Below are 26847 nucleotides of genomic sequence, written 5' to 3' on the forward strand. Positions count from 1 at the left end.
GCGGGCTCGCCGCGTGTTTGTCCGACGCGCCGTGACCCGCCGGCGCGTCATCCACCGGCCCGGCAAACAGATCCAGCCGGAAGGGATTGATTCGCCTGAGGTCTCCCCGGCGCAGCGTGACGCCGTGGCGATCGAAGAATTCCAGGATCTGTATGGCCACTTTGCGCCCGTTTGCAACCTCGTCGCGGAAGTGGGCGGCGGTGAACTCGTCCTTCATGCGGGCACCGGCGAGCCGGCGCAGGATCTCCACCATCTCCGCCACCACCGGCCGCGGGAAGAAGTGGTCGTGCGCCACCTCGTCGACCCGGCCGAGGCGGGCGAGCAGCTTCATCAGGCGGCGCACGTCCGCCTCGGGCACGCCGAGGAGGCCGGCGATATCGCGCACGCGCGGCGGCCGGAAGCGTTCCTCGCCGCGGAGCAGCGGGGCGATGTGCGCCCACAGGGCTTCGTCGGCGGGGGTGAGCCGCACCTCGAAGCCGGCGCGCCGCACCCAGGCGCCTTCGAGCTTCACCAGACCGGGGGGCAGGCTCTGGAGCGCCACGAGGAAGGCGGGGCCCGGCAGGCGCGGCTCGATCGCCAGGCGCAGGCGCTCGCGGCCCAGGCCTGGAAGATCGGGGTTGTCCGCATGGAAGGCGTCGAGGGTGGCCATGACCTCCCGCGTGAGGGCGGCGAAGCGTTCCGCCGAGAGGGCGAGCACCGAGGCCCCCACGGCCAGCCGCACCACATCGAGCCGGGTGGCGATGGCCTCCATCTCGTCGTCGGCGAGGGCGCGGTCGCGGGCGAAGACGGCGATGTCCGCCTGGAAGGGCCGCACCGCGAGAAGGCGTTGCAGCGCCGTCGCCGGATCGGCCTCGGCGAGGGCGTCGAGCTGGGCGAGGCGCTCCGGCGCGCGCCGCTTGCGGGCCGGGCCGCGCAGGTCGAGGAAGCGGCCGCCGCCCACCGTGCGCTGGGCCGAGGTGTCGCGGATGACGAACCGGTCCCCGGCGGCAGCGGCGATGGGCGCATCCAACACCAGCTGGACGCGCCCGCGCCCGCCCGGCGCGATGGCATCGCCCAGAAGCACAACGCGCGCGCCCACCTCGCGGGCGGCGTGGTGCAGGCGCACCGGGAACCACTGGCCGATGGGCCGGGGCTCGGAGGCGAGCACCGCCAGCTCGGCGTCGATGTGGTCGGCGGGGGCGTGCAGCACCGGGTCCAGCACCACGTCGCCGCGGGTGATGGCCGCCTTGCTCACCCCCTCACCGGCGAGGTTGAGGCCGCAGCGGTCGCCGGCGACGCCGGTCTCCGCCGGCCGGTCCTGGGCGCGGATGGAGCGCACGCGGGCGGCGAGGCCCGAGGGGCTCACCACCACCCGGTCACCCACGCTGACCTTGCCCGACAGCACCGTGCCGGTCACCACGGTCCCGGCGCCGGGAAGGGTGAAGCTGCGATCCACCGCCAGACGGAACCGTCCGGCCGCGGCCCGCCGGCCGAGCTGACGGGCCGCGTCGGCGAGCGCCTCGCGGATCGCCTCCACTCCCGCGCCGGTGGTGGCGGAGACGGGCAGGATGGGCGCGTCGGCCAGCGCCGTGGGGGCGAGCAGCGCCCGGATCTCGGCTTCCGCCGCAGCCAGGCGGTCGCCGTCGACGAGGTCGGCCTTGGTGAGGGCCACGAGGCCGTGGGCGATGCCGAGCAGATCGAGAATGGCGAGGTGCTCGCGCGTCTGCGGCATCACCCCGTCGTCGGCCGCCACCACCAGCAGGGCGAAATCGATGCCGCCCGCGCCGGACAGCATGGTGTGCACGAACTTCTCGTGCCCCGGCACGTCGATGAAGCCGAGCACCTCGTTCGCCTCGCTTCCGCCCACCGGCAGGTAGGCGAAGCCGAGGTCGATGGAGATGCCGCGCGCCTTCTCCTCCTTCAGCCGGTCGGTGTCGACACCGGTGAGCGCACGCACCAGCGTGGTCTTGCCGTGGTCGATGTGGCCGGCCGTGCCGATGATCACCTCAGGGGGCCTCCCTCAGGGGCAGCGCCGCGCGGCGCCGGGCGGCCGCCTCTTCGTCCGGACTCAGGCTCGCGCGCACCGGCTCGAAAAACTTCTCGGCCAGCGCGCTGTGGCCTGCGCGTGCCCGCACCAGCCATGCGAACGCGGCGACGCTGTCGCGCGCCACGCCCTGGCCCATGTGGCAGGCCGCGCCCAGCATGGCCTGCCCGTCGGCATCGCCGGCCTCGGCGCCCTTGCGCCACCAGCGGGCGGCCTCGGCCGGATCGCGCTCCATGCCGAGGGCATTGTTGGCGATCATGCCGAGGCGGGTCATGGATGAGGCGATGCCTTGCTCGGCGGCGGCGAGGGCCCAGCGGCGTGCCTCCACCGGATCGGGCGGGATCACCTCGCCCTCCAGCAGCATCCAGCTCAGCATGTCCTGCGCCGGGCCATCGCCGTCCCGGGCGGCGGCGCGGTAGAGATCGGCCGCGCGGAGATAGTCCGGCTCGATGCCCTGACCCTTGAAGTAAAGGGTGGCGAGGTTGCGCCGGCCCACCGGGTCGCCGCCGTCGGCGGAGAGCTCGAGCCAGCGGCGGGCGAGGTCGAGGTCCTGCTCGACGCCCAGCCCGTCCACGAAGCAGGCGCCGATATTGTTCTGGGCGCGGGCATGGCCGTTGCGGGCGAGCGGCTCCCACAGGGCGAGGGCCGCCTCGAAATTCCCGGCGGTGGCGGCGGCGAGCGCCTCGGCCATCCGCTCCTCGGGCGGGCGGGCGTCCTCCACCTCCTCGGGCGGAGCGGGCTCGGCCTCCGGCTCGGGTTCCGGTTCGGGCGCGAGCAGTTCCTCGCGAAGCAATTCCTCGAATCGGTGCGAGGGGGTCTCGTCGGGCGGCGGCTCACGGCGCGCCTCGCGCGGGGGGTCCCGCGCCGGGGGCGTGGCGCTGGTCGGTTCCGCCGCCGGAGGCGTGCCGGTGCCGAGGCCGCTGACGATGTCGTTCAGGAGGGCGTCGAGGTCGTCCTCGGGCAGGCCGCGGGGCTCGGGGCCGCGCGGTTCCGGCGTACGCGGTTCCGGGATGCGGGGCTCGCGCGGGCGAAGCTCCGGATGGCGGGCTTCCCGCTCCCTCGGCTCCCGCTCCCTCGGCTCCCGCTCCCTCGGCTCCCGCTCCCTCGGCTCGCGCGCATGCGGGACCGGTTCCTGCGGCTCGCCCTTTCGGAAGCCGGTCAGGCGGGGATAGGGCTGATTCGGCGCCTGCGCCTCCGGCTCGGGTTCCGGCTCGCGCGGGGCGCCGCCCTTGCCCTTCAGTCGATCAAGCCAACTCATGCGCCCCCTCCAGAGTGGTGACGGAGGCGATGAACGCCGCCTCGTCTTCGAGGCATCTCAGATCCAGCACGAGGGCCTGCGCGTCAATGCGTCCGATGATGGGAACAGGGAGCCGGCGCAGCGAATCGGCGAGGCGGGAGAGGGCGCCGCCGCTGCCGTCGCGGGCACGGATGGCGAGGCCCACCCCTTCCAGGGTCTCGAGCGGCAGGGCGCCGGAGCCGATCTGGCTGCGGCAGGGCTCAGGCGCCACGGTAAAATCAGGTCCGAGCACCCGCGCCAGCACCGGCCCGAGCCGTCCCGCCTGGGCCGACATGTCGGCTGACGTCCGGGTGAGGAAGCGCAGTGTCGGCAGGTGTCGTGTCAGGCTGTCGGGATCGCGGTAGAGGCGCAGTGTCGCCTCAATGGCGGCGAGGCGCACCTTGTCCACGCGCAGCGCCCGCTTCATGGGGTTGCGGTTCACCTTCGCCACCAGGTCCCGCCGGCCGACGATGAAGCCGGCCTGCGGGCCGCCCAGGAGCTTGTCGCCGGAGAAGGTCACCAGGTCCGCTCCCTCGGCCACCGCCTCGCGCACGGTGGGCTCGTGGACGAGGCCGTAGCGGGAGAGGTCGGCCAGGGTGCCGGAGCCGAGGTCGTTGACCAGGGGCACGCCCTGGGCATGGGCGATCTCGGCGAGGTCGCGGGGCGCCACCTCGGCGGTGAAGCCTTCCACCCGGTAGTTGGAGGTGTGCACCTTCAGGATCAGGCCGGTCTCGGGCCGGATCGCCTCGCGGTAGTCGCGGGGGTGGGTGCGGTTGGTGGTGCCCACCTCGGCCAGCTCGGCCCCGGCACGGCGCATGATTTCCGGCATGCGGAAGGCGCCGCCGATCTCGATCAGCTCGCCGCGCGAGACGATGGCCGGCTTGCCCAGCGCCAGGGTGTTGAGCACCAGCAGCACGGCGGCGGCATTGTTGTTGACGAGGGTGGCGTCCTCCGCCCCGGTGAGCTCGCAGATCAGGTCGCGCACGTGGTCGTCGCGCTCGCCGCGCCGCCCGCCGTCGAGGTCATATTCCAGGGCTACCGCGCTGCGCATGGCGCGGGTGGCGGCCGCCACCGCCGCCTCGGCGAAGACGGCGCGGCCGAGATTGGTGTGCAGCACCGTGCCGGTGAGGTTGAACACCGGCTTGAGACTCGGTGCGGCCGCCGCATCGAGCCGGGCGAGGGCCGCCGCGGCGATCTCGCCGGGCGCCGCCGGGCCGCCGGCGCCGGCCCGCAGGGCGGCGCGGCGCTCGTCGAGGGCGGCGCGCACGGCGGCGGTGGTCGACTGGCGGCCGTGGCGCGCGACGGCGGCAAGGCCGGCCTCCTCCTTCAGCACCGCGTCCACGGAGGGCAGGTGGCGCAACGGTGACGGGGCGCCGGCCGCGCTCCCGGGGGCCACGGGGGAGGAGAGATCAGGGGAGGGCGGCTCGGCGCGGGACACGGCGGGGGAGGACATGCCATGCCTCCTCAATAGCCGAGCAGGAACGGGTTGAAGGCGGACCGGCGGTAGGGGCCCTCCTTCTGCTTGAGGTCGAGGCCGAGGCTCGCCACGTCGTCGGCGACCGGGTCGAGGCCGCCGTCCTGCGCCAAATAGAGCACCTTGGCGTAGGAATGGCAGGCGTCGCAGGTCTCCGCCTTCACCGAACCGTTGCCACCCTCCATCTCCTGGTAGCCGATGCCGCCGGTGGAGCCGCAGGCGGTGCAGCGCACCCGCACGAAGTTCCACAGGGTGTTGCACAGGGAGCAGGCGCAGTAGCGCGCGCCGTGGGCGCCCGCCCAGTCGACCACGAGGCTCGCCACCGGCGGGCCGCCGCAGGTGGGGCACACGCCATCGCCGACCGGAACGAGGCTGGCCGCGTCGAGGCTCGCCGCCAACCGGGTGAAATGCACCTGGAGCGCCGCCGAGACGTAGAGATGCTCGGCGAGGGCTTCCATGGGGATCGAATCGGCCAGCACATTGCGCACCATCTCGCCGCGCGCCACGTCGGAGGCCGCGCGCAGCCGCTCCAGCGCCGCCGCTGCCTGGGCCGGCTTGTCCATGGCGGCGGCCTCGGACAGCAGCCGCTCGAACACCGCGTCGAAGGCCGCATCCGCGGTGAAGCGGGCGCGATCCAGCGGCGGCATGTGGTGGGTGTGGGCACGCTCAAGCGTCGGCGCGTCCGGCGGCTCCGGCTGGGGAGCGGCACCGGCCGCGCGCTGCTGCGCGGTGCAGACATGGCCGAGGAAGGCGAGGTAGGGGCCGAGCGGGTTGCCGGCGGCCAGATGCCGGAAGCGGGCGGCCCGCCGTTCGAACAGGGTGGTCGGGTCTGGCAGGTGTGCGAAGGCCGGGGCGGTCACCCCCTCCAGCACGGACGGATCCGGGATTGCGGCCCCCGGAGGGCCGGACAGACGCGACATGGCCACCTCACGAACCTCACGGGTCACGTGCTACCCGAGCCGGCTCCCCTTGGGGCGCCGGACTCGAACTATATAAGGCCGATCACTCGGCGAGAGTACCCCGCGTACCCGATTTACGCGAGGAGACGAGCTCGCGGAACCACTTGCGGTGGTGCCGCCAGGCCCAGCCGCCGGTCACCTGGCCGCGGGTCATGGCGCCGATGGTGCCCTTGACCCAGATGGCGGCATAGACGTGCACGATCCACACGCAGATGATCGCCACCGCCGCCACCGCATGCACCAGGAGCGCGACGCGCTGCTGCTCGATGCTGGTGAAGGTGGAGAAATAGGCGTTCCAGATCACCACGCCGGAGGCGATCAGCACGACGATGAGGAAGCTCATGCCCCAGAAGACCAGCTTCTGGCCGGCATTGTACTTGCCGAGCTCGGGCAGCTTCTCCTCGTGGCCGGCGATCACGTCGCGCAGGCGGCGCATCCAGGTGCCGTCCTCGCTCTTCCACAGGTTCGCCTTCCAGAAGCGCAGGAACATGCCGAAGAACGAGAAGAACAGCACCACGCCGATCCAGGGATGGATGGTGCGCGTCATCTGCCCGCCACCGAACAGGCCGGTGAGGAAGAACAGGCTCGGATGGAACAGGGCGAGGCCCGAGATGGCCAAGAGGATCAGGCTGATGGCCGTGATCCAGTGGTTGATCCGGGCGCCGACCGTGTAGCGGTCCACCTGCACCGGGCGACCCGGATGGACCGCGTCGCCCGTCTCGACGTCATAGGGCGCGCTCATGAACGGCCTCCCTGCTGCGTCAGCTTCTCGGCGTTGGCCTCGTCCTCGGGCGTCACCTTGTTGGCGCCGTTGACGAGATAGTGGAGCGCCCCGGCGATGGCGGCAAAGCCCATGACGCCGAGACCCACATATTTGGTCACGCCCTTCCACACCTCGACGATGGGGCTGATGCGCGGATTGTCCGGCAGGCCCGCATAGATCGAGGGCTGGTCGGCGTGCTGCAGCACATACATCACATGGGTGCCGCCCACGCCCGGCGGATCATAGAGGCCTGCATTCTGGTAGCCGCGCGACTTCAGGTCCTTGATGCGCCCCTCGGCCCATTCCTTCATCTGCGTCTTGGTGCCGAACACGATGGCCTGGGTGGGGCACGCCTTCTGGCAGGCCGGGCCCTGGCCCACCGCCACGCGGTCGGAGCACAGGGTGCACTTGTACGCCTTGTGGTCCACCTGCGAGATGCGCGGAATGTTGAAGGGGCAGCCCTTCACGCAGTAGCCGCAGCCGATGCACTTGTCGTGGTCGAAATCCACGATGCCGTTGGAATACTGCACGATGGCGCCGGGCGCCGGGCAGGCCTTCAGGCAGCCCGGATCGGCGCAATGCATGCAGCCGTCCTTGCGGATGAGCCATTCGAGATTGTCGGTCTCGGGGTTCACCCACTCGGTGAAGCGCATCAGCGTGAACGACGCCGGGGTCAGGTCCGGCGGGTTGGTGTAGGTGCCGTTGAAGGTGCCGATCTCCTCGTGGAGCTCGTTCCATTCGAGGCACGCCGCCTGGCAGGCCTTGCAGCCGATGCACTTGGACACATCGATCAGCTTGGCCACCGGCTCCTTGAACTCCACCGGCACCTTCAGCGAGGACGCCGAGCGCCGGATGAGGTCCGCGTCGCCGAACTTCGGCGCGACCGGGGCGGTGGTGGGGTTCGGGATCGGAGGAAACATGATGCTCTCCTTACCTATGCCACCGGCCCGGTTGAGGGCTCGATATTGACCAGGAACGCCTTGAATTCCGGCGTTTCGATGTTGGCGTCACCCACGAACGGGGTGAGCACGTTGGCCGGGAAGCCCTTCTTGGCCGCGCCGACGAAGCCCCAATGGATGGGGATGCCGACGATGTGGACGAGCTTGCCGTCCACCGTCAGCGGACGGATGCGCTTGGTCACGTAGGCCTTGGCGAAGACCGAGCCGCGCTTCGACCACACCCGCACCCAGCCGGCATTCGCAATCGACTTCTCCTTGGCCAGCTCCTCGGAGATCTCCACGAAGAATTCGGGCTGGAGCACCGCGTTCACGTGGTTGTTCTTGGTCCAGTAGTGAAAGTGCTCGGTCAGGCGATAGGAGGTCGCCGCGTAGGGGAACTCCTTGGACGCCGGCTCGGCGAACTGGGCGAAGTCGTCCTTGAACACGCGCGCCACCGGATTGCCCCGGATCTTCGGGGCGACGAGGTTGGCGACCGGGCTCTCGAACGGCTCGTAGTGCACCGGGAACGGGCCTTCCCGCATCATGCCCCGGGCGAACAGGCGCGAGACGCCTTCCGGGTTCATGATGAAGGGGCCCACGTCCTGCGGCTTGGCGGTGGGGGCGATGTCGGGCACGTCGTAGCCCGTCCACTTGGACCCGTCCCATTCCAGAAGCTTGCGCGTGGGGTCCCACGGCTTGCCGTTGATGTCGCAGGAAGCGCGGTTGTAGAGGATGCGGCGGTTCGCCGGCCAGGCGAACGACCACTTCAGATAGGCGCCGGTGTTGTCCGGATCGGAATTGTCCCGGCGCGCCATCATGTTGCCGGCCTCCGTGTAGGAGCCGGAATAGATCCAGTTGCCACAGGCGGTCGAGCCGTCGTCGCGCAGGACGCCGAAGGTCGCCACCTGCTTGCCGGCCTCGAGCACCTTCTTGGTGGGGTCGCTCGGGTCCAGCACGTCCGAGATCACGTAGCCATTGAGCTCCTTGGTGAGCTCGACCGGGGTGGGCTCGTGCGCGTCCTTGTAGGTCCAGGTGAGGTTGAGGATCGGATCGGGGAAGGCGCCGCCTTCCTTCCGGTACAGATCCTTCAGCCGCAGGTGGATGCCGGCCATGATCGCCACGTCGGTCTTCGCCTCCCCCGGAGGCGAGCCGGCCGGCCAGTGCCACTGGAGCCACCGCCCGGAATTGACGAGGGAGCCCTCGTCCTCCGCGAAGCAGGTGGTGGGCAGCTGGATCACCTCGGTCTGGATCTTCGCGGGGTCAGCGGGATTGTAGACGCCGTGATTCTCCCAGAAGCGGGCGGTTTCGGTCTGGAGCGGATCCATGACCACCAGCAGCTTGAGCTTCGACAGCGCGTCGGCGAGCTTGGCCTTGTTGGGGAACGCCTGCAGGGGGTTGAAGCCCTGGCAGATATAGACGTTCATCTTGCCCTGCTTCATCAGCTCGAAGGCGCGCAGGATGTCGTAGGCCGGCACGTCGAGTTTCGGCAGGTAGTCGAACGCCCAGTTGTTGTCGGCGGTCGCGGAAGCGCCCCACATGGCCTTCTGGAAACTGACCATGAACTTCTTGTAGTTCTGCCAGTAGCTCATCTGGTTCGGCCGCAGCGGCTTGAACCCGCGGGTCGACATGTAGGCGTTGAAGTCGGGCTCGCGCTCCGTCGGCAGGGTGAGGTAGCCGGGGATCATGTTGGACATGAGCCCGACGTCGGTCAGCCCCTGGATGTTGGAGTGCCCGCGCAACGCATTCATGCCGCCGCCGCGCACGCCGATATTGCCCAGGATGAGCTGGAGCATCGCCATGGTACGGATGTTCTGCGACCCCTTGGAATGCTGGGTCCAGCCCAGCGCATACATGGAGGTCATCGTCTTCGTGGGCGACGCGCATTCCGCGATCATCGACGCCACCTTCAGGAACTTGTCCTTGGGCGTGCCGGTGATGCGCTCGACGAGGTCCGGCGTGTACAGGGCGACGTGCTGCTTCAGCAGGTTCCACACGCAGCGCGGATTCTGCAGCGTCTCGTCCACCACCGCGAAGCCGTCGGGACCGATCTCGTAGTCCCAGGTGGAGCGGTTGTAGTCGCGCTTCTCCTCGTCATAGCCGGTGAAGAGGCCGTCCTGATAGGCAAAGCCCTCCTTCACGACATAGGTCGCGTTGGTGAAGGCCTTCACATAATCCCACTGCACCTTGTCGTTGGCGATGCAATAGTTGATGACGCCGTTCAGGAAGGCGATGTCCGAGCCCTGCCGGATCGGCGCGTAATAGTCCGCCACCGCGGCCGAGCGCGTGAAGCGCGGGTCCACGACGATGAGCTTGGCGCCCCGGTTGGCTTTCGCCTCCGTCACCCATTTAAATCCGCACGGATGCGCCTCGGCGGCATTGCCGCCCATGATGATGACGAGGTCCGTGTTCCGGATGTCGGTCCACGAATTGGTCATCGCGCCACGGCCAAAAGTTGGGCCCAAACTGGACACCGTGGGGCCGTGTCAAACCCGCGCCTGGTTGTCGAACACCAGCATGCCGGTGCTGCGCACGACCTTGTACGTGCACCAGGCGGTTTCGTTGGTCGTCGCCGAGGCGGCGAGGAAGCCGGTGGTCACCCACCGGTTCACGGTCACGCCGTCCTTGTTCTTGGCGATGAAGTTCGCGTCGCGGTCGTCCTTCATGGCGCGGGCGATCTTGTCGAGCGCCTCGTTCCAGGAAATCTTCTCGAAGCTGTCGGATCCCGCGCGCCGGATCATGGGGGAGGTGAGGCGCGACGCGGACTTGACGATGTCGAGGAGGGCCGCGCCCTTCGGGCAGAGCGTGCCGCGATTGGTGGGGTGGTCGGTGTCACCCTCGATATGGGTGATCTGCGCCTTCTCGCCCTTGGCGAGGTTCCCCTTGGCAAAGATGAGGATGCCGCAGGCCACCGAGCAATAGGTGCAGGTGTTGCGGACTTCCGTGGTGTTGACGAGGCGGAATGGCTTGATGGTGGAGGCGTAGGCCTCCTCGATGGCACCGAAGCCCATCGCTCCAAGCGTCGTGCCCGCCACGCCCGCGCCCGCCGTTCTCAGGAACTGGCGCCGCGTGAGCTCCATATTCATCGAAGGAAGCCTCCGACTGCTTATGCCCCGACCGGGGACCATTGCGGGTGGTCGTCCAAGTGCCGCCCGATGCCGGATTTCCGGCCTTGATTGACGGTATTTTGGAACTGGAATGATGTCAATTTACGTAAGAGCAGGCGAGCGTGCATTTAGGACATTTGTCCGTGACGCCCGTGCTGCATTGCAGTGTAGCGCAGTGCGCTGCAGGCAATTTTCCACCGTGGCATGCGACTTTCGTCTAATGCCGCATGTGTGTCCTGCAAACGCGGCGGTTGTTCACGCAATTGAGCGTTGACCGGTGTGTGGCCGTGTCACAGATTGCGCGGGTGCAGACACGCCAGGCGCCCGAGGATCGGGGCATAAAGCTGAACTCATCTTTCCCCACGAAAGATCACGCGGTGCCCGGTTGTTCCGGCGCGCGCCTTCGGCCTGCGCGCATGCTCGGCGCGGGTGTGGTGCTTCCTCTCCTCCTGTCCCTGGGGTTGCCCGGCGTGGCGGCCGCCGATCCGGAGCGGCAGGCGCCGCGTCCGCTCCAGGCGGTGGAGGGCGCCCCGCCGGCGCCCCGGCTGCAGCTCGCGGCCCTCGACGGGACCCCCTTCGACCTCGCCGCGGCGCCCGGCGTGACGGTCGTTCATTTCTTCGCCACCTGGTGCGAGCCCTGCCGCAGCGAGCTGCCGGCGCTCGCGCGCTTCGCCGCCCGCGCCCCGCAGGTCGAGGTGGTGATGGTGGACGTGGCGGAGGTGGAGGCGCGCGTGCGCCGGTTCTTCGACAACCTGCCCGGCACCGGAGGGCTGCGGACGGACCGCATTCTCATGGATGTCGACCGGTCCGCCGCGCGCGCCTGGGGCGTGAGCCTGCTGCCGGCCACCTTCGTGGTGGCGCGGGGGCGCCTCGCATTGGCGCTGGAAGGGGAGGCGGCCTGGGACAGCCCCGAAACCGACAGCCGCATCATCGCCCTCTCCAAGCCGGCCGGCGGCGCGCCGCAGGCGCCCCCCAAAACAGGAAGCCAGGAGGAACTGTGACATGACCACGAGACGAGACCTGCTCAAGGCCGGCGCCTTCGCGTCCGCCGCCGCCTTCCTGCCACGCGGGGCGTTCGCGCAGGAGGTCTTCGCCCCCACCGTGGGCAAGTGGCGCAGCTATCAGATCGTGACCACGGTGGAGATCCTGAAGCCCGCGGGCAAGGTGCAGGCCTGGCTGCCGGTGGCGTCCTTCTCCAATCCCGACTGGTTCAAGCCGGGGAGAACACCTGGACCACCAACGCCCGGTCGGCGCAGCTGGTGCGCGATGCCCATTCGGGCGCCGACATGCTGCATCTGGTCTGGGCGGACGGCGAGGCCGCGCCCAAGGTGGAGCTGACCAGCCGCGCCACCTCCCGCGACTGGGCGGTGGACCTGTCGAAGCCCGGCAAGCCCGCCCCTTTGAGTGCGGAGGAGCGCGCGCGCAACACCGCCGCCACCGATCTCATCCCCACCGACGGCATCGTGAAGGCGACCTCGGACAAGATCGTCGCCGGCAAGGCGAGCGAGCTCGACAAGGTGGGCGCCATCTTCCAGTGGATCGTCGAGAACACCTATCGCAACCCGGCGACGCGCGGCTGCGGCATCGGCGATATCGCCGCGCTGCTGAAGAGTGGCGACCTCGGCGGCAAGTGCGCCGACCTCAACGCCCTGTTCGTGGGCCTGGTGCGGGCCCAGGGCATCGCGGCGCGCGACGTCTATGGCCTGCGCGTGGTGCCCTCGCGCTTCGGCTACAAGAGCCTCGGAGCCAATTCCGAGATCGTCACCAAGGCGCAGCACTGCCGGGCCGAGGTGTTTCTCTCCGACTTCGGCTGGGTGCCCATGGATCCGGCGGACGTGCGCAAGGTGGTGCTGGAGGAGCCTCCGGGCAAGCTCGCCCTCGATGATCCCAAGGTGGTGGCCGCGCGCAAGGCGCTGTTCGGCGCGTGGGAGGGCAACTGGTTCGCCTACAACACGGCGCACGACGTGGCCTTGCCGGGCTTCGCCGGCCCGCGCCTCGGCTTTCTCATGTATCCGCAGGCGGTGAGCGCGGGCGGCCTGCTGGACTGCCTGGATCCCGACACTTTCAAATACGTCATCCGCGCCTCCGAAATCGCGGTGTGACACTCCCTCGCCGGTCGGGGCGAAGCCCCCGTCAGCCATGTCGGGGCGTGGCAAGACTGACGGGGGTAGCCCCCGGCGAGACCAAAACGGGATGTGATCCATATGCTCGACGTGCCCTCGGTCCGCCTCACCAGCCTTGCCCACGGCGGGGGTTGCGGCTGCAAGCTCGCCCCGTCGGTGCTGCAGGACCTGCTCGCCGGTCAGCCGCAGACCGGCCCCTTCGCCCGGCTGCTGGTGGGCACCGAGACGGGAGACGACGCCGCCGCCTATGACCTGGATGGCGCCACCGCCATCATCGCCACCACCGACTTCTTCATGCCCATGGTGGACGACCCCGACCATTTCGGCCGCATCGCCGCCACCAATGCCATCTCCGACGTCTACGCCATGGGCGGCACGCCGCTGATGGCGCTGGCCATCCTCGGCATGCCGCTGGGCAAGATCGACACCGCCACGGTGCGCGCCATCCTCGCCGGGGGAGCCGCCATCTGCGCCGAGGCGGGCATCCCGGTGGCGGGCGGCCATTCCATCGACTGCCCGGAGCCGGTCTACGGCCTCGCGGTGATCGGCGCCGCGCCGCGCGAGCGCATCCGGCGCAATTCCACGGCCCGGCCAGGGGATGCGCTCATCCTCACCAAGGCGCTGGGGGTGGGGGTCTATTCCGCCGCCTTCAAGAAGGATGCGCTCTCCGCCGCCGCCTATGACGAGATGATCGCCTCGGTGACCAGGCTCAACCGGGTCGGCGCAGAGCTGGCGAAGGACGAGGACGTGCACGCCATGACCGACGTCACCGGCTTCGGCATCCTCGGCCACGGGCTGGAGATGGCGCGCGGCTCGGGCGCGACGCTCAAGCTTTCGGCGGCCGCGCTGCCGCTGCTCGCCGAAGCCGAGACGCTGGCGCAGCAGGGCTACATCACCGGCGCCTCGCACCGCAACTGGGCGAGCTACGGGGCCGAGGTGGACCTGCCGGAGGGCACGCCCGACTGGCGGCGCCACCTCCTGACCGACCCGCAGACCTCCGGCGGCCTCCTCGTCTCCTGCGCGGCGGAAAAGGCGGACCGGCTGCTGGGCGAGATCATCGCCGCCGGCTACCCCGCCGCCGCCCGCATCGGCACGGTGGAAGCAGGTCCGGGGCGGGTGGTGGTGGGCGCCTGATCCGCGTCCCGATCCGGGCCCGGCGCGCAGCCGCAAGGAACCATGCGCTTTTGAGGGACGTTCTCTTCCCGAAAGGAGAACGCCATGGCCTTAAACGCATTCACGACGGCGCCCCGTATGTCGGCGCCCCGGCGCGCGTCTCCCGTCATTGTTCCGGCGGGCGCGGTGACCTGGACGCGCATCCTTGGAACCGGCCTTGTCGGCGGGGTGATGTTCGTTCTGGCATCATCGGTTCCGGCCCCGGCCGCCGCCCAGGGCAACCCGCAATCGGTCCAGACCGGCGCCTGCGAGCAGCCGCCGCACACCCCGGCCACGCCGCCCGCCCGCGGCGCCGATTCCGGCACCCAGCCGGGCGGGGCCGGCTCCACCGGCTGGTCCGGCGGCACCGGCGGCTCGAACATCGGCACGACGCCCCAGGCCGGGACCCATGCCTCGCCCGACCGCCAGCCGGCAGTGGTCACGGGGCTGGATCCGAAGGCGGAGCCGCAGGCACGCTGCTAGGACTCAACGCCGCGCAAGGTCGATGAACTCCGTCCTGTGCCACCGGACATCGCCGAGATCATAGGCGAGCTGGTGCCGCACCACGGCGGCGTCGGCATCGGAGGCGTCGCCCGTGCGGGCGTCGACGCGCCGGACCAGTTCCTCCTCCGGCGCGTCCAGCCACCAGCCGTAGAATCGCGCCCCTGCCGCCTGGGCCACCTTTTCGATCGCGTCGCGCTCGTGCGGCCGGGCATGGACCGCGTCGACGATCACGCTGTAGCCGGTGGCGAGCACCCGGCGCGCCAGCGTCCGCAGGCGCTCATAGACCCGCTCTCCGGCTTCTGGGGTGTAGGCCGCGGACGGCAGCCTGTCGGTCTCGCCCACGCCGAACAGGCGCTTGCGCTCGATGTCCGAGCGCACGATCACGGCGCCGGGCGCGAGCCCGAACGAAGCCGCCATGTTCGCGGCCCAGGTGCTTTTGCCGCTGCCGGACAGGCCGCCCACCGCGCAGAGCGTCGGACGGCGGGGGCCTGCGATCGACCAGGTGGCGGTTCCGGAGATGGATGCCACGGTCTTGCTGGGGGGCGCCTCCACATCAGCAAAGCGCAGCGCCTGCGCGAACTCCGCCCGCACCCGCCACTCCGCCTGCGCCCGCTTCTCCCCCGCAAGATGCGAAAACCCCGCCGCTTCCACCTTCGACCGGATGGCGGCGCGCAGGCTGAGGAACACGGGCAGGGCCTTGAGCCCCTCGATCTGCGCGTCGTCGCTCGCCCACAGGTAGCGGTTGAAGACCGCGTTGGCCTGTTTCGTCAGGCCCTCCTGCCACAGGTCCATCAGCAGGAAGGCGAGGTCGTAGAGCACGTCGCAGGTGGCGATGTCGTCGTTGAACTCGATGGCGTCGAACAGCACCGGCCTGCCGTCCAGCAGCACGATGTTGCGCAGGTGCATGTCGCCGTGGCAGCGGCGGACGAAGCCGGCGTCGCTGCGCGCCTTCAGCAGGGGCGTGAGGCGCGCCAGCGCGTCTTCCGACAGCCGCGCCAGCCGGGCCACGTCCTCCGGCGGGAACAGCTCCGGCCGGGCGGCAAATTCCTTGGTGTTGTCGGCGAGATAGGAGGCGAGCCGGGAGGCGGTGTCGAAGCCGCGTAGCACCGGGGCGGCGGCATGGGCGGCGACCACGGCTGCCGCCAGCGCCTTGACGAGGTCGGGCGCAAGCTCGTCGCGCTCCGCCACCTTGTCGAGGGTGAGGGTGGTGTCGAAGCGACGCATCTTCACCGCATGCTCCACCGCCTCGCCGTTCCCGCCCAGGGCGAGGCCGGTGGCGGTGCGCACGATGGGCACGACGCCGAGATAGAGGCCCGGCGCCCCGGCCCCGGAGATCTCCACCTCGGCGGCGCAGGCGGCGCGGCGCTTCTCCAGCGTGGAGAAGTCCATGAACGGGAAGAAGACCGCCCGCTTCACCTTGTAGGCGAAGGGCCCGGCGAGGAAGACCGCGGCGCCGTGGGTGTCGATGCGCGTCACGGGCTCGGAAAGCCCATGGGTGGCGGGGTCGGCGAGGAAGGCGAAGACGGCGCTCTGGTCCGCCACCACATGGTCGGCGGGCGTCCGGCTCGGGTCAGGGGGCGCGGTCATGGCCGATCCAGGGATGGAACCGCCCCGGCGTCGTCGCCGGGGCGGCATCAGCTTAGGGCGTGATGGCCACCTTGAGAACGCCGTCGCGCTGGTTGGCGAAGAGGTCGTAGGCGGCCTCAATGTCGTCCAGCTTGAAGCGATGGGTGACAAGAGCGCGGGCATCCACCCGGCCCGAGGCCACCACGCTCATCAGCCGTCGCATGCGCTCCTTGCCGCCGGGGCACAGCGAAGTGACGATGGCATTGTCGCCGAGCCCGGCCGAGAAGGCGTCGAGCGGGATCCTGAGGTCGCTGGAATAGACGCCCAGCGAGGACAGGGTGCCGCCGGGCCGCAGCACCCGCAGCGCCGCCTCGAAGGTCTCCTGCCGACCCAGTGCCTCGATGGCCACGTCCACGCCCCGCCCGTCGGTGAGGCGCAGGATCTCGTCCACCGGATCGACCTTGGAGAAGTCCACCACCTCGTCCGCCCCCATGGCGCGGGCGACGTTGAGGCGCTCGCCCACCCGGTCCACGGCGATGATCCGCGTCGCGCCCATGAGCTTCGCGCCGGCCGTGGCGCACAGGCCGATGGGCCCCTGGGCGAAGATGGCCACCGTGTCGCCGATCTTCACCTTGCCGCTCTCGGCGCCGGCAAATCCGGTGGACATGATGTCCGGGCACATGAGCACCTGCTCGTCGGAGAGCGCTTCGGGCACATGGCAAAGGTTGGTCATGGCATCGGGGACGATGAGGTATTCCGCCTGCGCCCCGTCGATGGTGTTGCCGAAGCGCCAGCCGCCCATGGGCTTGAAGCCGTGCTTCATGCGCGGCCCGTCCTGGGAGGCGCAGCCGCACAGGCAGGCGTTGGAATAGCCCGACGGCGTGATGGCGCCGGCGATCACCCGCTGGCCCTCGGTGAAGCCTTCCACCGCCGATCCCAGCTTCTCGATGATGCCCACCGGCTCGTGGCCGATGGTGAGCCCCTTCTCGACCGGATACTCGGCCTTGAGGATGTGTACGTCGGTGCCGCAGATGGTGGTGGTGGTGATGCGGATGAGGGCGTCGAGGGGGCCCACCTCCGGGATGGGCTTCTCGTCGAGGACGATGCGGCCCTTCTCCACGAAGATGGCGGCCTTCATCTTTGCCCGGGCCGGGCGGTGGCGTTCGACGATACCGGGGCGGGGGGTGGCGAGGATGTCTGTCATGGCGCTCCTTCCTTTCCGTCCCCGGGGCCGAAGGCGCAGGGACGCGCTTGAGTGGCGCGGTACTTCGTTAGGCGAGGCATCGCGCGGGGGCATTGACGCCGGTCAATCCGCAGCCGCCGCCTCTTTGCGCGCAGCATCCGGCGCTTTCGCGACTTGGCCGTGACGAAGGGCGAAGAAAGTCGGCTTGTGTGGTCGGCGAGTGGGGGCCGAGGCCGGCGCCGCCCCGGTCCGCGTTCGGGTGTCGCTGCGTTCGGGTGTAAGGTAGGGCCGGCCTTCGGGCCGGCTTTTCCTTTCAGCGGCCGGTATGCGGCCGCGCCGGACATTTTTGCGAGGATTTCATGACCCAGGCTGGCGAGGGCGAGGAAACCGTGGCGCCGCAGATTTCTACGGCGGCCCTGGAGCGCTGGCAGACCTTCGCCGACGATGCGCCGCTCGATGTCCGCCTGACCAAGGCCGATCTCGACAACCTGCTGCTCGCCCTGCGCAACCTGGCCATCGGCCAGAGCGAGCTGGTGGCGGCGCTGTCGGCCCATACCGACCAGGATCTCGGCGGCTGCGTCGATTCCATGATGCGGGCGAGCGAGCTCAGCCGCTTGGCTTTCGGCCGCATCAACGCCCTCGTCGCCGCCGTCATGGACAAGGCGGAGCCGGCCGCCGCGGGAGCTTGACCTTCCCGGTCGTGCCGCAGCGCTTTCGTGCGGCGGCAGGCGCGGGTGAGCTATGTGGCTACCGCCGATCACGTCGTCGGCGGCCGCGCGAGGCGGCTCTGGCCGCCGTGCGCCGCCTCAGCTATAGGGTGGCAGTTGCACAGCGCAAGGAGTACCCCGTGGCCGATGTGATGCCCCGCACGCCGATCGCCCATCCTGCAGCGTCGCAGCGCCGGTTCGTGCCGGCGCTCGCCTGCTGCGCCGCCCTTCTTCTGGCGGGATGCGGCGAGAAGCAGGAGGCTCAGGCGCCAGAGCCGCGCCCGGTCCGCACCGTCCTCGCCTCCAGCCGGGCGGCGAGCGATGCGGTGACGCTCACCGGCGTGGTGGAAGCGCAGAACGAGGCCACCTACGGCTTCCGCATCGGCGGCCGCATCATCGAGCGCCTGGTGAACGTGGGCGACCGGGTGGTGCCCGGCCAGGTCATGGCGCGCCTCGATCCGCAGGACGAGCAGAACGGCATCCGATCGGCCCAGGCGGCGCTTTCCGCCGCCAACGCCAACCTCGCCCAGACGCGCAACCAGTATGAGCGCCAGCGCCAGCTGCTGGCGCGGGGCTTCACGCCGCGCGCGCAGTACGAGCAGGCGGAGCAGGCCTTCCTCAACGCCCGCTCCCAGGTGGAGGACGCCGAGGCGCGCCTGCAGATGGCGCAGGACCGGCTGGGCTTCACCGATCTGAAGGCGGATTCCGCCGGCGTGGTCACCCAGCGGCGCGCCGAGCCCGGCGAGGTGGTGCAGGCGGGCCAGCCGGTAGTGGAGGTGGCGCGGCAAGACGGGCGCGACGCCGTGTTCGATGTCCCCGCCCAGCTCCTCGCCGGCCTGCCGGCCGATCCCGAGGTGGAGGTGAGCCTGTCGAGCGACCCGTCGGCCAGGGCCACCGGCCGCGTGCGCGAGGTGGCGCCGCAGGCCGATCCGGTGACCCGCACCTTCCGGGTGCGGGTGGGCCTCGCCAATCCGCCGGAGGCCCTGCGCCTCGGCACCACCGTGACAGGCCGCGTGGTGGTGGATTCCGGCCCGGTGATCGAGATTCCGGCGAGCGCGCTCACGCGGCTCAACGACAAGCCGGCGGTGTGGGTGGTGGACCCGAAGGCGCAGACGGTGTCGCTGCGCAACGTCGAGGTGCTGCGCTTCTCGCCCGCCTCGGTGAGCGTGGCCGAGGGGCTGAAGCCCTCGGAGATCGTGGTGACGGCCGGCGTGCAGGCGCTGCATCCGGGGCAGAAGGTCCGCCTTCTGGGAACGCAGCTGTGAGCGGCTTCAATCTCTCCGCCTGGGCGCTCAAGCACCGCTCCATCATCATCTATTTCATGGCCATCTCGGTGGTGGCCGGAATCATGGCCTTCAAGGGCCTCGGCCGGGCCGAGGACCCCACCTTCGTCATCAAGACCATGGTGGTGCAGGCGAACTGGCCGGGCGCCACCCTCTCGGAGACCTTCAAGCAGGTCACCGAGCGCCTGGAGCGCAAGCTCCAGGAGGTGCCGCAGCTCAACTACCTGGAGAGCTACACCAGGCCCGGCACCACCACCATCTTCGTGCACCTGAAGGGCTCGGCCACCGCCGCCGAGGTGCCGGACATCTGGTACCATGTGAGGAAAAGCGTCGGCGACATCCGCCACACCCTGCCGCAGGGCATCGTCGGGCCGTTCTTCAACGACGAGTTCGGCGACACCTTCGGCATCATCTACGGCTTCACCTCGGACGGCTTCTCCCATCGCGAGCTGCGCGACTACGTGGAGGAGGCGCGTTCCGAGCTGCTGCACATTCCCGACGTCTCCAAGATCGAGATCCTCGGCGCGCAGGACGAGCGCATCTTCATCGAGTTCTCCATGCAGGCGCTGGCCAGCCTCGGCATCGACCGGACGGCGGTGCTCCAGGCGCTGGCGAGCCAGAACATCGTGCGCCCCGCGGGCGAGATCCAGACCGGCAACGAGAACATTTCCGTGCGCGTCTCCGGCGCCTTCACCTCGGAGGCGGACGTCGCCAACGTGAATTTCGTGGTGGGCGGCCGCCTCATCCGCCTCGCCGACATCGCCACCATCAGGCGCGGCCATGCGGACCCGCCCCAGCCCCTGTTCCGGGTGAACGGCAAGCCCGCCATCGGCCTCGCCATCGCCATGCGCGACGGCGGCGACATCCTCGCCATGGGCCGGAACATCGACCGCACCATGAACCGCCTCGTCGCCAACCTGCCGGTGGGCATCGAGGCGCACCTGGTGGCCGACCAGGCGGTGACGGTGAACAGCGCCATCGCCGAATTCATGGAGAGCCTGTGGCAGGCGGTGGGCATCATCCTGGTGGTGTCGTTCATCGCGCTGGGGGTCCGGGCGGGGGCGATCGTGGCGCTGGCCATCCCGCTCACGCTCGCCATCGTGTTCGCGCTCATGCAGCTCGCGCACATCGACATGCAGCGCATCTCGCTCGGCGCGCTCATCATCGCGCTGGCGCTCATGGTCGACGACGCCATGACCACCACCGACGCGACGCTCACGCGGCTTGCCGCCGGCGACGACAAGATCACGGCGGCCTCCTACGCCTTCAAGGCCTACGCGGCGGCCATGCTGGCCGGCACGCTGGTGACGGTGGCCGGCTTCGTGCCGGTGGGTTTCGCCGCCTCCTCGGCGGGCGAATACACCTTCACCCTGTTCGCGGTGGTGGCCATCGCCCTCATCGTGTCCTGGTTCGTGGCGGTGCTGTTCGCGCCGCTGCTCCAGGTGCTGATCCTGAAGGCGCCTGCGCGGGACAAGGTGCCCGATCCCGACGCCCCGCCCACCGGGGTGATGGGGATCTATCGCGCCTTCCTGGTGCTGTGCCTGCGGCTGCGCTGGGTCACCATCGCCGTCACCCTCGGCCTGTTCGTGCTGTCGGTGCTGGCGCTGCCGCTGATCCCGTCGCAGTTCTTCCCCTCGTCCGACCGGCTGGAGCTGCTGGTGGACCTCGCCTCGCCGCAGAACGCCTCCATCTATGCCAGCGAGAAGGTGGCGGAGACGTTCGACAAGCTGCTGGACGGCGATCCGGACGTGGCGCGCTGGTCCACCTATGTGGGCCGCGGCGCCATCCGCTTCTACCTGCCCCTCGACGTGCAGCTGCCCAACGACTTCTTCGCCCAGACGGTGATCGTGGCGCGGGGCGTCGAGGCGCGCGACCGGCTGCGGGCGAAGCTGGAGAAGGCGCTGGCGCAGGACTTCCCGCAGCTGGTGGCGCGCATCGCCCCGCTGGAGCTGGGCCCGCCCGTGGGCTGGCCGGTGCAGTACCGCGTCTCCGGCCCGGACATCGAGAAGGTGCGCGCCATCGCCTTCGATCTCGCCACCGTGGTGGCGTCCAATCCCAAGGCGGAGAAGATCAACTACAACTGGATCGAGCCGGCGCGGCAGGTGCGCATCAAGGTGGACCAAGACGAGGCGCGCCTGCTCGGCCTGTCCACGGCGCAGCTCGCCGGGGTGCTCAACACCGTCCTGTCCGGCCAGGCGGTGACGCAGGTGCGCGACGACATCTACCTCGTCAACGTGGTGGCCCGCGCCACCGACGAGGAGCGCGTCTCCCTCGCCACCCTCGCCACCCTCCAGGTGCCGCTGCCGGGCGGGCGCACCGTGCCGCTCTCGCAGATCGCCACGTTCGAGTACGGCCAGGACTATCCCGCCATCTGGCGGCGCGACCGGGTGCCCACCCTCACCGTGCAGGCGGACGTGGTGCGCGGCGTGCTGCCCGAGGGGGTGGTGGTCGCCCTGGAGCCGAAGATCGACGCCCTGCGCAAGACCCTGCCGCCGGGCTACGCCATCGCGGTGGGCGGCACGGTGGAGGAGAGCGCCGCCTCCCTCGCCTCCGTCGTCGCGGTGGTGCCGGTGATGCTGCTGCTCATGTTCACCGTGCTGATGTTCGAGCTGAAGAGCTTCCAGCGCCTGATCATCGTCCTGTCGGTGGCCCCCCTCGGGCTCATCGGCGTGGTGGCGGCGCTGCTGGCCTCCGGCCGGCCGCTCGGCTTCGTCGCCATCCTCGGCGTCTTGGCGCTCATCGGCATGATCACCAAGAACGCGGTCATCCTCATCGGCCAGATCGAGGCGGACCGGGCCGCCGGCAAGACCGTGTGGGACGCGGTGGTGCACGCCTCGTCCATCCGCTTCCGGCCGATCATGCTCACCGCGGTGTCCACCGTGCTCGGCATGATCCCCATCGCCCCCACCGTGTTCTGGGGCCCCATGGCCTTCGCCATCATGGGCGGGCTGCTGGTGGGCACCCTGCTCACCCTCATCTTCCTGCCGGCCCTCTACGTGGCGTGGTTCGGGCCGGATACGGGACCCGAGACCCGCCCCGCGCGCGCCGCGGCGGAGGGCACGGCCCAGACCGCGCGCGGCTGAGACGCGCGGCAAAAAAAGAAACGGGGAACGCGCAGGCGCCTTTGAACGGCTCATCCATCCGGACGACGCCGGGACGACAGATCTGGAGACGCGTGACATGGACCGCTCCCCTCTCCTCGTGGACCTCGCCTTGCAGGGCGGGGGCTCCCATGGCGCCTTCACCTGGGGCGTGCTCGACCGGCTGCTCGAGGAAAGCTGGCTCCAGATCGACGGCATCTCCGGCACCTCCGCCGGCGCCATGAACGCCGCCGTGCTCGCCGACGGCTACGCGGCCGGCGGATCGGAGGGGGCACGCGCGGCGCTCGACCGCTACTGGCGCGCGGTGGCCGACGCCGCCCGCTTCAGCCCGTTCCAGCGCGGCCCGCTCGACCGCATGATGGGCCGCTGGACGCTGGACAACTCGCCCCTCTTCGTGGGCATGGACCTCATGTCCCGCCTGTTCTCCCCGTACGACCTCAATCCCGGCAACATCAATCCGCTGAAGAAGATCCTCGACGAGAACATCGACTTCGAGCGGCTGAAGGGCTCGCCCATCCGCCTCTTCATCACCGCCACCAACGTGCGCACCGGGCGCGGGCGGGTGTTCCGCAACGCCGAGATCTCGGCCGACGTGCTGCTCGCCTCCGCCTGCCTGCCCACCATGTTCCAGGCCATCGAGATCGACGGCGAGGCCTATTGGGACGGCGGCTATTCCGGCAACCCCACCATGACGCCGCTGGTGCGGGAGCTGAGCTCCGACGACACCATCCTCATCCCCATCAATCCGGTGGAGCGGCCGGGCACGCCGCGCTCGGCGGCCGAGATCATGAACCGCCTCAACGAGGTGTCGTTCAACTCGGTGCTGCTCAAGGAGCTGCGCATGATCGCGCTGCTGCGCAAGGTGGCGGACCCCGGCAATTCCGAGGGCGCCGAATGGGCGAAGATGCGCATCCACATGGTGCCCAACCGGCTGATGGCGAACCTCGGCTATTCCTCCAAGCTCAATGCCGAATGGGACTTCCTGAGCATGCTCAAGGCGGAGGGCCGCAAGGCGGGCGACGAATTCCTCGAACGTTTCGGCGACCGGCTCGGGATCGAGTCGACGGTGGACCTCGACGTGCTGCTGGAAGGAGTGTGAGCCATGGGTCTGATCGGCATCCTCGTCGGCCTCTCCATCCTCATCTACCTCGCCTTCCGCGGCTCCTCGATCCTGATCCTGGCGCCGATCGCGGGCCTCATCGCCGCCGCCTTCTCCGGCGAGCCGCTGCTGGCGAGCTGGACCCAGACCTTCATGCGCAACGCGGCGGACTTCGTCGCGCAGTTCTTCCCCCTGTTCCTGCTCGGCGCGCTGTTCGGCAAGCTGATGGAGGATTCCGGCTCGGTCACCTCCATCGCCAATTTCATGACGGTGAAGCTCGGCGCCCAGCGGGCCATCCTCGCCGTGGTGCTGGCGGGCGCCATCGTCACCTATGGCGGCGTGAGCCTGTTCGTCGCCTTCTTCGTGCTCGCGCCCATGGGCGTCGCCCTGTTCCGCTCGGCCGGGGTGCCGCGTCGGCTGACGCCGGCGGCCATCGCGCTCGGTACCTCCACCTTCACCATGTCGGCCATGCCCGGCACGCCGTCCATCCAGAACGCCATTCCCATGCCGTTCTTCGGCACCACGCCGTTCGCGGCGCCGGGGCTGGGCATCATTGCCTCGTTGATCATGCTGGCCTTCGGCATGTGGTGGCTGAAGCGGCGGGAGACGGCGGCGCGGGCGCTGGGCGAGGGCTTCGGCGCCTTCACCGCGCCGGCCGACGAATCGGCGGAGGAGGCGGCGGACGATCCCATCGTGCGCGAGCGGGCCACCACCGCCGGCCCGTTCGACCCGGCGGAGATCCACCGCAGCGAGGCGGCGCAAAAGAACCCGCCCATCCTGCTTGCGGCCCTGCCCATCGTCGTGGTGATCGTTGTCAACCTGCTCATGTCCTTCGCCATCCTGCCGCGCATGGACACCTCCTTCCTGGCCAAGCCGGAATGGGGCGGCATCGGCCTGTCGGCGGTGGGCGGCGTGTGGTCGGTGATCGTGGCGCTGGCCGCCGCCATCGTCACGGTGATCGCCATCAACTTCCGCAGCGTGCCGGAGCTGCGCGCCACCATGACGGCGGGCGCCAACGCCTCGGTGCTGCCGATCCTGTCGGTGGCGAGCCTGGTCGGCTTCGGAGCCATCGTCGCCGCGCTTCCCGCCTTCGCCGACGTGCGCAACTGGGTGCTCGGCATCGGCGGCGGGCCGCTGGTGTCGCTGGCGGTGGCCACCAACATCCTCGCGGCGCTCACCGGCTCGGCCTCGGGCGGCCTCACCATCGCCCTCGACGCCCTGGGGCCCACCTACATGAAGATCGCCCATGAGATCGGCATGGACCCCGCCCTCATGCACCGGGTGGCGGTGATCGGCTCGGGCACCCTCGACAGCCTGCCCCACAACGGCGCGGTGGTGACGCTGCTGTCGGTGTGCGGCGTCACCCACAAGGAAGGCTATCTCGACATCGTCATGGCGGCGGTGGTGGGCGCGCTCATCGCCCTCGCCGCGGTGATCGTGCTCGGCTCCCTGGTCGGCAGCTTCTGACGGGGCAGGCTCATCGCCGCCGGCCTCGCCGCGAGGATCGGGATCGCCGCGAGGATCGGGATCGGGCGCATTTTCGCGTTTCAAGGACCGGCGAAAATGCTCTAGATCAAACGTTATCCGACCACCAGCACGCACAGCGGGGGACATGCCGGCCACCTTCCAGGTTTCGGGCTTCATCACGTTCACCCTCGCAATCGTGGTGTACTTCATCGGCGCGGGGCTCAACGGCGTGATCGCGCCGCTGCGCCGCTGGAACATTCCGGAGGCGGTCACCGGCGGCATCCTCGCGGCGCTCGCGACCCTCTTCGCCTATCGCGCCCTGGGCCTCGCCATCTCCTTCGACCTTGCGGCACGCGACATGCTGCTGCTCTACTTCTTCACCGGCATCGGCCTCAACGCGCGGCTGTCGGACCTCGCCACCGGCGGGCGGCCGCTGCTGATCCTGCTGCTGCTGACGGTGGTCTACCTTGCCGTGCAGAACGTGGTGGCGGTGGGCAGCGCCGCCGCCCTCGGCCTGCCCAAGGGCATCGCGCCGCTGCTCGGCTCGGTGTCGCTCATCGGCGGCCACGGCACCACCATCGCCTGGGCGCCGCTGATCTCGGAGCGCTTCGGCCTGCCCAACGCGCTGGAGGTGGGCATCGCCAGCGCCACCCTCGGCCTGGTCATCGCCAGCCTCGTGGGCGGTCCGGTGGCCGGCATCCTCATCAACCGCTTCAAGCTGAGCAGCGAGGAGCTGCTGCCGCCCATGGTCGGCCTGCCCGACAACGACGTGGGACCCGAGGCGGGCAAGGTCACCTATCGCAACATCCTGAGCGCGCTGCTGGTGCTCAACGTGGTCATCCTCATCGCCTATTCGCTGGAAGGGGTGGTGGAGATGACCGGCATCAAGCTGCCGCTGTTCGTGGTGTGCCTGCTGGTGGCCATCGTGCTCACCAACACGCTGCCCCACGCCATGCCGCGCATGGCCTGGCCGGCGCGCACGTCGGCGCTGGCGCTGATCTCGGACCTGTCGCTGAAGATCTTCCTCGCCATGTCGCTGATGAGCATGCAGCTGTGGACGCTGGGCGGCCTCGGGCCGGCGCTGGCTTTGGTGCTCGGGCTGCAGACGCTGGTGGCGGTGGCCTTCATCCTGTTCGTGGTGTTCCCGGCCATGGGCCGCAACTACCAGGCGGCGGTGCTCTCCGCCGGCTTCACCGGCATCAGCCTCGGGGCGACGCCCACCGCCATCGCCAACATGACGGCGGTGACGCGCACCCACGGGCCGGCGCCGCTCGCCTTCATCATCCTGCCGCTGGTCTCGGCCTTCTTCATCGACATCGCCAACGCGCTCGCCATCGGCTTCATGATCCGCTAGAGCGCGATCCGAGCAAATTGGGTCAATTTGCTCGGTGAATCGCCCTCTAACTATAAGAAAGAGGACGCGTTATCCGACCAGCTTGCGATGCAAGCCGGTCGGCGCGTGCTCTAGAGCGCGATCCGAGCCAATTGGTTCAATTTGCTCGGTGAATCGCCCTTTAAACCATGGAATGGAGGCGGATCTCAGCCGCCGACCGAGCAGCTCGCGGCCTCCAGCTGCTTGCGCACCAGCTCGCGCATGCCCCGCTCGCGCACGAAGGCCCGCACCGCCACGATGCCCTCCAGCGCCGGGGATTCGATGACGAGGCGGTCGGCGGCGGTGATTTCCTCGTCTTCCGGCAGAGCGGCCTTTTGGCTCGCCGTCATCAGATCAAGCTCGATGACCTTGCCCGCCGCCTGGTCGCTCAGCGCATAGAAGGCGAGTCCCTCCGCCGTGTAGAACGAGACGGAGGTATAATCCGCCGTCGCCGGCACCCGCACTTTCAGCGCGCCCTCGGAGAGGTCGTAGAGGCAGACGGCGGAGATGAAAGCCGGGTCCATCATTGGCAGTGCGGTCTCGCGCGGGGTCGGGTCCGGCAGCAGCACCAGCACGTTGGCGTCGGTGCGCTCGGACAGGCGCGCATAGGCGTTGCGCTCGGCCAGCGCCGGCATGGCCAGGATGGAGACGATGTGGGCGATGGCGGCCAGCACCAGGGTGAAGGCGGCCGGCAGCAGCAGCCCCAGCGGCGAGCCGATGCGCGGGCGCGACAGGTGGATGTGCGGCCGGGGG

The 26847-nt window shown here is 69.8% G+C and carries 18 protein-coding genes and 2 pseudogenes; 10 read left to right on the top strand and 10 right to left on the bottom strand.

The window, feature by feature from the left end; all coding sequences use genetic code 11:
- Positions 1-148 precede the first annotated feature (148 nt).
- From selB to fdnG, 7 genes and pseudogenes are all read right to left on the bottom strand, one after another.
- A pseudogene (gene selB / locus EZH22_RS14990) lies at positions 149-1984 on the bottom strand (selenocysteine-specific translation elongation factor); the annotation flags it as partial.
- A 1-nt stretch (position 1985) separates the two neighbouring features.
- Positions 1986-2714: a tetratricopeptide repeat protein gene (locus EZH22_RS14995; protein WP_203196558.1), complete on the bottom strand. Its 729-nt coding sequence runs from the start codon at positions 2712-2714 to the stop codon at positions 1986-1988.
- Between the two features lie 553 nt (positions 2715-3267).
- Positions 3268-4752, bottom strand: a complete 1485-nt coding sequence (gene selA / locus EZH22_RS15000; protein ID WP_203191375.1) for an L-seryl-tRNA(Sec) selenium transferase — start codon at positions 4750-4752, stop codon at positions 3268-3270.
- 11 nt (positions 4753-4763) lie between these two features.
- Positions 4764-5693 (bottom strand): formate dehydrogenase accessory protein FdhE, encoded by a 930-nt coding sequence (gene fdhE, locus EZH22_RS15005; RefSeq protein WP_203191376.1) that lies wholly within the window; start codon positions 5691-5693, stop codon positions 4764-4766.
- Positions 5694-5775: 82 nt separating this feature from the next.
- The gene (locus tag EZH22_RS15010; protein WP_203191377.1) at positions 5776-6474 is read right to left on the bottom strand and encodes a formate dehydrogenase subunit gamma; all 699 of its coding nucleotides are present in this window, start codon (positions 6472-6474) and stop codon (positions 5776-5778) included.
- Positions 6471-7415: a formate dehydrogenase subunit beta gene (gene fdxH / locus EZH22_RS15015; protein WP_203191378.1), complete on the bottom strand. Its 945-nt coding sequence runs from the start codon at positions 7413-7415 to the stop codon at positions 6471-6473. Before fdxH ends, EZH22_RS15010 begins: the two co-directional genes overlap by 4 nt.
- A gap of 14 nt (positions 7416-7429) precedes the next feature.
- Positions 7430-10516, bottom strand: coding sequence for a formate dehydrogenase-N subunit alpha (fdnG, locus tag EZH22_RS15020; RefSeq protein ID WP_203191379.1), 3087 nt, complete (start codon positions 10514-10516; stop codon positions 7430-7432).
- Between the two features lie 455 nt (positions 10517-10971).
- Between fdnG and EZH22_RS15025 the strand changes: the two genes are divergently transcribed.
- From EZH22_RS15025 to EZH22_RS15040, 4 genes and pseudogenes are all read left to right on the top strand, one after another.
- Positions 10972-11538: a TlpA family protein disulfide reductase gene (locus EZH22_RS15025; protein WP_203191380.1), complete on the top strand. Its 567-nt coding sequence runs from the start codon at positions 10972-10974 to the stop codon at positions 11536-11538.
- Position 11539: 1 nt separating this feature from the next.
- Positions 11540-12639 (top strand): annotated as a pseudogene (locus EZH22_RS15030) (transglutaminase-like domain-containing protein).
- 102 nt (positions 12640-12741) lie between these two features.
- Complete coding sequence (gene selD, locus EZH22_RS15035; RefSeq protein WP_203191381.1) at positions 12742-13794, top strand: selenide, water dikinase SelD; 1053 nt, start codon at positions 12742-12744, stop codon at positions 13792-13794.
- Between the two features lie 84 nt (positions 13795-13878).
- Positions 13879-14295 (top strand): hypothetical protein, encoded by a 417-nt coding sequence (locus EZH22_RS15040; RefSeq protein ID WP_203191382.1) that lies wholly within the window; start codon positions 13879-13881, stop codon positions 14293-14295.
- A 3-nt stretch (positions 14296-14298) separates the two neighbouring features.
- Here EZH22_RS15040 and EZH22_RS15045 read toward each other — a convergent pair whose 3' ends face one another.
- Complete coding sequence (locus EZH22_RS15045) at positions 14299-15903, bottom strand: bifunctional aminoglycoside phosphotransferase/ATP-binding protein (RefSeq protein ID WP_231710972.1); 1605 nt, start codon at positions 15901-15903, stop codon at positions 14299-14301.
- 52 nt (positions 15904-15955) lie between these two features.
- The gene (locus tag EZH22_RS15050) at positions 15956-17020 is read right to left on the bottom strand and encodes an NAD(P)-dependent alcohol dehydrogenase (RefSeq protein ID WP_203196559.1); all 1065 of its coding nucleotides are present in this window, start codon (positions 17018-17020) and stop codon (positions 15956-15958) included.
- A 404-nt stretch (positions 17021-17424) separates the two neighbouring features.
- On the opposite strand from EZH22_RS15050, the gene EZH22_RS15055 reads away from it, so the two are divergent.
- The 6 genes from EZH22_RS15055 to gltS all read left to right on the top strand — a co-directional run bounded on the left by EZH22_RS15055 (position 17425) and on the right by gltS (position 26076).
- Positions 17425-17754 carry a hypothetical protein gene (locus tag EZH22_RS15055; RefSeq protein ID WP_203191384.1) on the top strand — a complete coding sequence of 110 codons (330 nt, stop codon included), beginning with the start codon at positions 17425-17427 and terminating at the stop codon, positions 17752-17754.
- Between the two features lie 158 nt (positions 17755-17912).
- A complete protein-coding gene (locus tag EZH22_RS15060; RefSeq protein ID WP_231710973.1) occupies positions 17913-19037 on the top strand; it encodes an efflux RND transporter periplasmic adaptor subunit in 1125 nt (374 codons plus the stop codon).
- Positions 19034-22138 carry an efflux RND transporter permease subunit gene (locus EZH22_RS15065; protein ID WP_203191385.1) on the top strand — a complete coding sequence of 1035 codons (3105 nt, stop codon included), beginning with the start codon at positions 19034-19036 and terminating at the stop codon, positions 22136-22138. Before EZH22_RS15060 ends, EZH22_RS15065 begins: the two co-directional genes overlap by 4 nt.
- 97 nt (positions 22139-22235) lie before the next feature.
- On the top strand, positions 22236-23255 hold the full coding sequence (locus EZH22_RS15070; protein ID WP_203191386.1) for a patatin-like phospholipase family protein: 1020 nt from the start codon (positions 22236-22238) through the stop codon (positions 23253-23255).
- A 3-nt stretch (positions 23256-23258) separates the two neighbouring features.
- Positions 23259-24722 carry a GntP family permease gene (locus EZH22_RS15075; protein ID WP_203191387.1) on the top strand — a complete coding sequence of 488 codons (1464 nt, stop codon included), beginning with the start codon at positions 23259-23261 and terminating at the stop codon, positions 24720-24722.
- Positions 24723-24867: 145 nt separating this feature from the next.
- On the top strand, positions 24868-26076 hold the full coding sequence (gene gltS, locus EZH22_RS15080) for a sodium/glutamate symporter (RefSeq protein ID WP_203191388.1): 1209 nt from the start codon (positions 24868-24870) through the stop codon (positions 26074-26076).
- Between the two features lie 185 nt (positions 26077-26261).
- Here gltS and EZH22_RS15085 read toward each other — a convergent pair whose 3' ends face one another.
- Positions 26262-26795 (bottom strand): DUF1254 domain-containing protein, encoded by a 534-nt coding sequence (locus tag EZH22_RS15085; RefSeq protein WP_203196561.1) that lies wholly within the window; start codon positions 26793-26795, stop codon positions 26262-26264.
- Between the last annotated feature and the right edge of the window lie 52 nt (positions 26796-26847).

It is taken from the genome of Xanthobacter dioxanivorans (assembly GCF_016807805.1).
In the GTDB taxonomy this organism is placed as follows: domain Bacteria; phylum Pseudomonadota; class Alphaproteobacteria; order Rhizobiales; family Xanthobacteraceae; genus Xanthobacter; species Xanthobacter dioxanivorans.

Coding starts and splice junctions, on each gene's coding strand:
- selD (WP_203191381.1), top strand. CDS start 12,742: ATGCTCGACGTGCCCTCGGTCCGCCTCACCAGCCTTGCCCACGGCGGG.
- EZH22_RS15075 (WP_203191387.1), top strand. CDS start 23,259: ATGGGTCTGATCGGCATCCTCGTCGGCCTCTCCATCCTCATCTACCTC.
- EZH22_RS15045 (WP_231710972.1), bottom strand. CDS start 15,903: ATGACCGCGCCCCCTGACCCGAGCCGGACGCCCGCCGACCATGTGGTG.
- fdhE (WP_203191376.1), bottom strand. CDS start 5,693: ATGTCGCGTCTGTCCGGCCCTCCGGGGGCCGCAATCCCGGATCCGTCC.
- EZH22_RS15070 (WP_203191386.1), top strand. CDS start 22,236: ATGGACCGCTCCCCTCTCCTCGTGGACCTCGCCTTGCAGGGCGGGGGC.
- fdxH (WP_203191378.1), bottom strand. CDS start 7,415: ATGTTTCCTCCGATCCCGAACCCCACCACCGCCCCGGTCGCGCCGAAG.
- gltS (WP_203191388.1), top strand. CDS start 24,868: ATGCCGGCCACCTTCCAGGTTTCGGGCTTCATCACGTTCACCCTCGCA.
- EZH22_RS15050 (WP_203196559.1), bottom strand. CDS start 17,020: ATGAAGGCCGCCATCTTCGTGGAGAAGGGCCGCATCGTCCTCGACGAG.
- EZH22_RS15040 (WP_203191382.1), top strand. CDS start 13,879: ATGGCCTTAAACGCATTCACGACGGCGCCCCGTATGTCGGCGCCCCGG.
- EZH22_RS14995 (WP_203196558.1), bottom strand. CDS start 2,714: ATGGCCGAGGCGCTCGCCGCCGCCACCGCCGGGAATTTCGAGGCGGCC.
- EZH22_RS15010 (WP_203191377.1), bottom strand. CDS start 6,474: ATGAGCGCGCCCTATGACGTCGAGACGGGCGACGCGGTCCATCCGGGT.
- selA (WP_203191375.1), bottom strand. CDS start 4,752: ATGTCCTCCCCCGCCGTGTCCCGCGCCGAGCCGCCCTCCCCTGATCTC.
- EZH22_RS15055 (WP_203191384.1), top strand. CDS start 17,425: ATGACCCAGGCTGGCGAGGGCGAGGAAACCGTGGCGCCGCAGATTTCT.